We start from the raw sequence: 7,686 nt of genomic DNA on the forward strand, positions 1-7,686 counted from the left end.
ACCTTTACTTACTCACAAAATCCTTGAGGTAAAAGGGTTCAAAATAAGCCACATCCTCAAAAGCTTTTTTATCAAACTTCCGTTTTGCTATAAAGAATTGTTCCTGGGCAGAAGGAAGTTTTTTATGATGAAAAACAGCATTGGGATGACTGCAAATGCCCTCAAATTTTTCAACACCACTTCCTATGAAATGGACTTCCCCTGATTCAAGTTCCTTTTGAAAGGAATTTTCCTCTAAAACTTCAGCTTTGATTTCTCTTTTGGAATGGAAGTCAGCGTCAAAAACTTCTGAGTATACTTCCATTCTCCTGGCATCGAGCATGGGGACAATCAAACCTTCCTCAATATCAACCTGCTTAGCTAAACAGAACAGAGTAGAGACTGAAATCAATGGAATATCCAAAGCAAAGGCCAAGCCTTTTGCGGCAGAAACGCCTATTCTGAGCCCCGTATAAGAGCCTGGACCTTTACTGATGGAGACCGCGTGCAGATCCCTAGGCGTTAATTTTTCCTGAGCCAGTAATTCGTTGATAAAACCATGCAGTTGCTCAGAATGTGAAAAATTCTTGGAGTTGACTTCTTTAAAAGCGAGTATGGAGTCTCCGCGACCAATGCTCACCGAGCAATTGGTCGTGGAGGTTTCTAAACAAAGGATAATACTGTCCAAAACGCTTTATTTTTAATACTCGACAACTCTAATTCCAAAGTACAATTCTAAAACTTTTATATTGAATATGTAATCGTATTTAGCATTGATTAAAGTATTTTCTGCATTGGTAAGTCTAAATTTGGACTGGCTCAGTTCAAAAGCATTGGAAACACCTACTTCAAAGCGTTGTTGAGCATAATCAAAAGCTAATTTTTGAGATTCTACGGCTTTCATAGCTGCGGCATAGGCTTTTGCTGCGCCCTGTGCATCTACGTAAGCCTGATAAACATTGGCTTCCAGATCCAGTTCGGCCTGTTGTAATTCAAATTCAGCACGTTTCGCATTGACTTCCCTTCTTTTTATCTGATTGCGGGTTGCAAATCCATTGAAAATAGGAACATTCAACTGAAGACCGAATGTATACCCGTCGTTTCTGGACAGCTGATCGAAGAAACTACTGGGTCCTGCAGTTTCTACTCTAAAATTCGGAGCGACTACGGCCTGGCCAGTGGCTTCAACGACGCCAATCTCTCTTGTGGGTTCATTTGGATCAATACCGGCACCTACACTTCGTCCTCTGTCAGACTCTCTGGTGTTATAGTTTAGAAAACCGTTAAGCGAAGGATAAAGCTGACTTCTTGAAATTTCAATGTCTTTTTCAGCTATTTCCAGATTCTGTTCAGCAACTTTAACCTCATAGCGATCTACCTTGGCCTTTTCAATGATCTCTTCCGGTGTCTTAGACAAGATATCGGTCAGGGGAATATCGTATTCTTCGTCTGCAATATCAAAATTCTGGTAATCCTCAATCAAGAGGGTTTGTGCTAAACTTATTTTTGCAATTCTTAAATTGTTTTGCGCTACCACAATCTGTTGCTCTTCGTCAGCATTGATAGCCTCAATTTCTAACAAATCACCTTCCGGGGCACTCCCTGCTTCTACAGTTTTTCGGGTAAGCTCCAGTTGTTTTTTGGTGACTAAATTTTGTTCTACCAGCAGTTCAAGTTGCTGCTTATTGACCAGGATCTGCAGATACGAATTGGCCACAAAAAGGGCAATATCATCCTTCATCAGTTGTAAGGAGTACTGGCTGGCAAGTTTCTCTAATTTGGCTCGCTGAAAGGTTCTCAGATTATTCAATCCATCAAATAAGGTCACACCGGCGGTAACATTGGCCGAAAGATTCCTGACGGTTTGCGTTTCTAAAATTCCCGTAGTGACGTTTTGTGTAAGACCTGAATTCCAGGAGTTGCTTGTACTTCCGTTTAAGCTTGGCAAATAATTTCCAATGGCCTCGCTTCTGCTTATTTCTGCAGTTTCTATGTTTAAACGGGATTGTTTAACAGAGATATTGTTATCCATGGCATACCTCACACAGGCTTCCAAGGTCCATTCCTTTGGAACATCGTTCTCTTGAGCTTGTACCTGAACACTCAAAAAGAATATACTTATAATTAATACAAATGATCTCATAAACTATCTTCTTCTAGGATTACCGGCAATAGGTTCTTCAACTCTATTCCATACTTTAATTTTATCTCCTTTGCTTACTCCAGAGATGACTTCCACATTAATTCCATCGCTCAGACCAAGTTCTACCATTCTTTTCTCAAACTTCTGCTCGCCGATTTCGACTTCCACGAAGGGTTTTTTGGTGTCTTTTTCAAATTGAACTAAAGCTTCACTGATCGCTAGAACATCGTCAGATCTTTCTAAAATGATTGACGCATTGGCGCTAAGTCCGGATCTTATAAAAATGCTGTCATTGAGTTTTAAGCTTCCTTCAATATCAAATTGAACCGCTCCATTTTCTTCTGTACCCTTTGGAGAAATATAATCCAACGTAGCATTAAAGGTTTTGTCTTCTATGGCGCCAACGGTTATTTCCAAAGGCAGACCTTCTTTTATTTTACCGACTTCAGATTCGTCAACTTTTCCTTCGAAAATCATATCGTCCGTTTTCGCGATAATGGCGATTGTAGTTCCCTCGTTGAAGTTATTGGCTTCAATAACCTGGTTACCCACTTCAATAGGAACATCCAGAATCATCCCTGAGATTCTTGCTTTTATTTCTGTAGTAGCCGCATTTCCGGCATCCTGAGTGGTACCTGTCTGGATGATTTCCAAATTTTCCTCGGCAGCCTTAAGCGTTTGCAAGGCGTTGTCGTAGGCATTTTTAGCTAGATCGAAATCATTTTCAGAAATCACTCCCTTTTCAAAAAGTTCGCTTTGTCTTTCAAATATTTTTCTCTCATTGGCTAAATTGATTTTTGCCTGTCTTACCTGGTTCTTTGCTGAGTTCAGGCTAGTGATATTAGGAACCACCTTTAGCTGAGCAATCATATCGCCAATCTTTACGATCTCTCCAGGCTTGACAAAAAGCTTGTCAACAACTCCGGAAATATTGGGTTTTACGTCTATTTCCTCTCTTGGTATGAGTGTCCCCGTAGCCATTGTTTTCTTTACAATCGTTTCGGTGGTGGGTTCTTCAGTTTTAAAAACTTCAGGGCTTTCTTGATTTTTTTGGTAGAGGTAAAATAAAGATCCCCCAAATAAGACTACAATGACAAGTAGAATAATGATGGTGATAACTTTTTTCATGTTTAATTTCTATTAGGTAAAGGTTGTTTTTATTCAGTTCTTAAGGCGTCTACTGGTTTTACGCGTATCGCGTTTTGTGCTGGAATAAAACCGGCAAAAAGACCAGAAACAATTAATATTAATAAGGCGATGATAACGGTAATAAGATCCACACTTGGATTTGTAAAAGGAATATCAGAATTTTCAGGCATCAGCGCATTGATGATTGCCAAAACCCCAGTTGCAAATACGATTCCTGTCATCCCGGCAATAATGGTGAGAAAAACAGATTCAAAAAGAATCTGGCCTCTTATCTGCCAGGGTGTTGCTCCCAATGCCCGGCGTACTCCTATCTCGTTGGTTCTTTCTTTGACAACGATAAGCATGATGTTGCTGATGCCTATCACCCCAGACAACAAGATCAATATGCCTACAAAATAAGCTACGGCGTTGAGCGCTATGAAAAGTCCGGATATCTTTGAAAATTGCTCGAACAAATCAAAATTACCTATGGCTCTGTCATCGTCTGGAGCGATGTCATGATTTTCTTTTATAATGTCAAAAATTTGAGGTTTTAGCCTGGTAATAGAATTATTATCGTTGGCAGTAATGGCCATCCAGCCCACGTTTTGACCCATATTGAAGGCTTGTGAATAAGCCGTAAAGGGAACATAAATTTGTTTCTGGGCTTCCTCAGCATTTCCGCCTCCAAAGCCTTTCTTTTTATAAATCCCTATAACCATAAAGTTGACTCCCTGAACTTTGACATACGTCCCTATGGGATCTTCATCGAAATCATACAGCCCTTTGACAACGCCTTCCCCTATGACAGCAACCTTTCTTTTGGCTTCAATGTCATTTTGATTCAAAAACCGACCTTTAAGTATTTTCATGGGTTCCTGATACTGTATGTCAGGATAATCGCCATACACATTGAAGGCGCCGCTTTTCAGGCCTCTTACGACATTGTTTTCTCCGCCAAAACCACCAAGCTGATTTCTTGGAGAAACGTATTTAAGCCCGCTGACACCTCTTTTTATTTCTTCTACATCATCAAGGTCAAAACTATAGCGACGTCCTTTAGGTAAGCCGTTATACGATTTTGAAACGGTCTGTGACCACATAAACATAGAATTGGAAGAAATACCGTCAAAAAGTTGCTTGACTCCGGTTTCAAAGCCATTCCCGGCTGCCAGCAGGATAACAAGAATAAATATGCCCCAAAAGACACCAAAGGCCGTCAATATGGTCCTGAATAAATTTGAAGTCAATGACTCTATAACTTCATTCCATTTGTCTCTGTTGAACATATTATTCGTCTCTTAAAGCATCTATAGGTTTAATTCTAGCTCCTCTCCAGGCAGGAAAGAATCCGGCAATTGCACCAGCTGCGATTAGTAATAACAAGGTGGAAACCGCAATATTGAAGTTAACACTCGGATTTTTTATAAAGTCAAGCTCAATATAAGGGCCAACTATTTCTAATAAAACAAGTCCGAAAATCAATCCGAAAAGCCCGGAAATAGCTGTTACAAAAATGGATTCATGTAAAATCATTCCCACAATAGACAGGGGCTCTGCCCCAAGGGCTTTCCGTATCCCTATCTCTTTGGTTCTCTCTTTTACGATGATAAGCATGATATTGCTCACACCTATAATTCCGGCCAGTAAAGTGGCGATCCCTACGCCCCAGAAAAATATCTGCATGGCACTGATTAGCACGTAAATTTCTTTCGTATTTTCAATATTGTTACTTATGAATAGTGCACTTTCATCTTTGGGGTCGATTTGCAGTTTTGTTTTCAACATCCTTTCCATCTGCGCTGCAAAGGCATTGGATTGTTTGAGAGCAAGCTCATAATTTTCCTCTTTTGGAAGTGTAAATCCCATGGACCGGATATCAGTTCCTGCCCCAAAAACAATTTGAGCGGTGTTAATAGGCACATATATTCTTGTTTCCTCTCTTTCACCACCTGGGTCTGTGAACACCCCTATGACCTTAAAATTCAGTCCTGAAACCTGTACATATTTACCTATTGGAGATTCATCTTCGAAAAGATCTTTTTTTACCCGGTTTCCAATAACCGCATATTTTTCCTTTGCTTTATTATCGTTTGCATTTATAAATCTTCCTTCAATGATATCTGCTTTTTCCAGATACTGGTAATCTGGCAGTACACCTTCTACCCGATAGTTCCCGGAATTATTTCCGTGGGAAATGAGACCTGCATAAATTTGATAGGTTGGAGATTTAAACTCAATTTCCTGTTTTGAATTTTCAGTAACGACTTCATAATCTTCATTTCTCAATTGAATTCTCCGGCCTTTATTGAAGCCTTCGTAGCTTAGGGCTGTCCTTCCCGGATAAACATTGATAATATTCTCGGCATCATTTTGAAATTGACTTTCGATACCGTTTTGAAACCCAACACTTACGCCAAGTAAAATGACAAGGATAAATATACCGGAAGCTACAGAAAATCCTGTAAGAAAAGTTCTAAGTTTATTCTTAGAAATGGTCTCAAAAACCTCTTGCCAGCGTTCTAAACTAAACATTCTGTATCGCTCTTACCTGAGTTATTTTTCTATCGTCTATGATCACTCCATCTTTCAAATTGACAATGCGCTTAGACATTTGAGCAATATCCTCTTCGTGGGTCACCACTAGAATGGTTCTGCCTTCATCATTAATTTGCTGAATGAGATCCATGATTTCATAGGAAGTTTTAGAGTCCAAAGCCCCGGTTAACTCATCGGCAAGAAGAACTTTAGGGTCACTAGCCAGAGCTCTCGCGATGGCCACCCTTTGTTTTTGACCTCCGGAAAGTTCGTTGGGTTTATGATGTGCCCAGGCAGCAAGACCTACTTTTTCAAGATAAGCCATGGACCTTTCCATGCGTTCAGATCTATTGACCCCCTGGTAATATAAGGGTAAGGCCACATTGTCCAGGGCAGATTTATAATTGATTAAGTTGAAAGACTGAAAAATAAAGCCTAAAAATTTATTTCGGTACTGAGCAGCCAGCTTTTCGTTCAGATTCTTAATGGGTACACCGTCTAAGGTGTAAGAGCCTTCATCGGCTTCATCCAGCATCCCCAGAATATTAAGCAGGGTGGATTTTCCGGAACCGGAAGACCCCATGATAGAAACCAATTCACCCTCTTCCACATTAAAATTAATTCCTTTTAACACGTGGAGAGAATTTTTCCCCATTTTGTAGGACTTGTGTAAATTTTTTATTTCTATCATAAGACTTGAGTTGCTCTTAATAGGACTTTCAAAGTTGAGTAATGTTACAATGCCCGACGTTAAATTATGTTAAAACCTTATTAATAGGGTGGAATCGAAATAGAAGCTTTGAGTGTTCCGACTCAAGTCTGGCTTATCTTTGTAAAAAAACCTTGGATAGAATTTCGTTAACCAATATTCGTGTTTATGCCTACCACGGCTGTTTGCCGGAAGAAACAAAAATCGGCAGCGATTACCGTGTGGATCTGAGTGTGGAAGCCAATTTGGACCTGTCTGCAGAATCTGATGCTTTAAAAGATACCGTAGATTACGTGCATCTCAATAAAATTGTAAAGGAAGAAATGACACAGCCTTCCAAGCTTTTAGAACATGTGGCGAAACGCATTCTGGACAGGATTTTTTCTGAATTGGATCCTGTGCAGACTTCAAAAGTAAAAGTGGCTAAATTAAACCCGCCCCTGGGAGGAGATGTTGAAAGTGTAAGCATAACCTTGTCTAGATCTCGAGATTAAATCTTATCTTCATTATTCTGTTGGGGATTGAAATAATTTCTTAAATTTGCACTTCTTTAAAATGGTGTCGTGGCCGAGTGGCTAGGCAGTGGTCTGCAAAACCATCTACAGCGGTTCTCCCGACACTTCGGGACGCTCGACAAATGTTATTTCACTACCTTTAACAATTCTTCTATTATGCATTTTGTATATATTATACATTCAGAAGATGTTAATAAGTATTACGTTGGCGAAACCTCTCATGTGGAACATAGACTAGCTCTTCATAAAAATCATTATTTTAAAGGTGCATATACAAGAATGGCTAATGATTGGGAACTAGTTTTAAAATTTGAATGTAGAAATAGGTCAGAAGCATTATTTATTGAAAAGTTTATAAAGCGAATGAAAAGCACTAAGTTTATCAAGAAAATCATTCAAACTCCAACTATTTTATCTGATATTATAGAGAAACATAGAACTGAATGAAATAGTATTATTTATCATAGAGGTAATTTTTTTATAATTACGTCTAATCATTTAAAGATTATCCTTAAATTTGCAATCTCAAAATAAGGTCTCGTGGCCGAGTGGCTAGGCAGTGGTCTGCAAAACCATCTACAGCGGTTCGAATCCGCTCGAGACCTCAAGACTAAATCTATCAAAGCCTGACTTTCAATGAGTTAGGCTTTTTTCATCTACAGCGGTTCTCCCGA

General features: G+C 39.4%; 8 protein-coding genes and 1 tRNA gene. 3 read left to right on the forward strand and 6 right to left on the reverse strand.

The genetic code is table 11. The features are described from left to right. Window positions 1–4: 4 nt before the first annotated feature. From tsaB to BLP81_RS12235, 6 genes are read right to left on the reverse strand one after another with little or no spacing between them, the layout of a single operon-like run. Entirely contained in the window at window positions 5–667 is a 663-nt protein-coding gene (gene tsaB / locus BLP81_RS12210) for a tRNA (adenosine(37)-N6)-threonylcarbamoyltransferase complex dimerization subunit type 1 TsaB (protein ID WP_093369529.1), read from the reverse strand. Between the two features lie 12 nt (window positions 668–679). Next, window positions 680–2,122: a TolC family protein gene (locus BLP81_RS12215; protein ID WP_093369535.1), complete on the reverse strand. Its 1,443-nt coding sequence runs from the start codon at window positions 2,120–2,122 to the stop codon at window positions 680–682. A gap of 3 nt (window positions 2,123–2,125) precedes the next feature. After that, window positions 2,126–3,250: an efflux RND transporter periplasmic adaptor subunit gene (locus BLP81_RS12220; protein WP_093369539.1), complete on the reverse strand. Its 1,125-nt coding sequence runs from the start codon at window positions 3,248–3,250 to the stop codon at window positions 2,126–2,128. A gap of 29 nt (window positions 3,251–3,279) precedes the next feature. Further along, window positions 3,280–4,539: an ABC transporter permease gene (locus tag BLP81_RS12225; RefSeq protein WP_093369543.1), complete on the reverse strand. Its 1,260-nt coding sequence runs from the start codon at window positions 4,537–4,539 to the stop codon at window positions 3,280–3,282. 1 nt (window position 4,540) lies between these two features. After that, window positions 4,541–5,785: an ABC transporter permease gene (locus BLP81_RS12230; protein WP_093369546.1), complete on the reverse strand. Its 1,245-nt coding sequence runs from the start codon at window positions 5,783–5,785 to the stop codon at window positions 4,541–4,543. Continuing rightward, entirely contained in the window at window positions 5,778–6,479 is a 702-nt protein-coding gene (locus tag BLP81_RS12235) for an ABC transporter ATP-binding protein (protein WP_093369550.1), read from the reverse strand. The genes BLP81_RS12230 and BLP81_RS12235 overlap by 8 nt, the downstream gene beginning before the upstream one ends. Window positions 6,480–6,631: 152 nt before the next feature. Here BLP81_RS12235 and folB point away from each other — a divergent pair, with 152 nt between their 5' ends. The 3 genes from folB to BLP81_RS12250 all read left to right on the forward strand — a co-directional run bounded on the left by folB (window position 6,632) and on the right by BLP81_RS12250 (window position 7,617). Next, the gene (folB, locus tag BLP81_RS12240; protein WP_093369555.1) at window positions 6,632–6,991 is read left to right on the forward strand and encodes a dihydroneopterin aldolase; all 360 of its coding nucleotides are present in this window, start codon (window positions 6,632–6,634) and stop codon (window positions 6,989–6,991) included. Window positions 6,992–7,168: 177 nt separating this feature from the next. Further along, window positions 7,169–7,459, forward strand: a complete 291-nt coding sequence (locus BLP81_RS12245) for a GIY-YIG nuclease family protein (protein ID WP_093369559.1) — start codon at window positions 7,169–7,171, stop codon at window positions 7,457–7,459. Window positions 7,460–7,546: 87 nt separating this feature from the next. Further along, window positions 7,547–7,617, forward strand: a tRNA-Cys gene (locus BLP81_RS12250). The last annotated feature ends 69 nt before the right edge of the window (window positions 7,618–7,686 follow it).

The sequence above is a fragment of the Psychroflexus sediminis genome (genome assembly GCF_900099815.1).
In the GTDB taxonomy this organism is placed as follows: Bacteria; Bacteroidota; Bacteroidia; order Flavobacteriales; family Flavobacteriaceae; genus Psychroflexus; species Psychroflexus sediminis.

What these genes read in the sequence shown, in the direction of transcription:
- BLP81_RS12235 (WP_093369550.1), bottom strand. Translation starts at nt 6,479, where the DNA reads ATGATAGAAATAAAAAATTTACACAAGTCCTACAAAATGGGGAAAAAT.
- BLP81_RS12215 (WP_093369535.1), bottom strand. Translation starts at nt 2,122, where the DNA reads ATGAGATCATTTGTATTAATTATAAGTATATTCTTTTTGAGTGTTCAG.
- BLP81_RS12225 (WP_093369543.1), bottom strand. Translation starts at nt 4,539, where the DNA reads ATGTTCAACAGAGACAAATGGAATGAAGTTATAGAGTCATTGACTTCA.
- BLP81_RS12230 (WP_093369546.1), bottom strand. Translation starts at nt 5,785, where the DNA reads ATGTTTAGTTTAGAACGCTGGCAAGAGGTTTTTGAGACCATTTCTAAG.
- BLP81_RS12220 (WP_093369539.1), bottom strand. Translation starts at nt 3,250, where the DNA reads ATGAAAAAAGTTATCACCATCATTATTCTACTTGTCATTGTAGTCTTA.
- BLP81_RS12245 (WP_093369559.1), top strand. Translation starts at nt 7,169, where the DNA reads ATGCATTTTGTATATATTATACATTCAGAAGATGTTAATAAGTATTAC.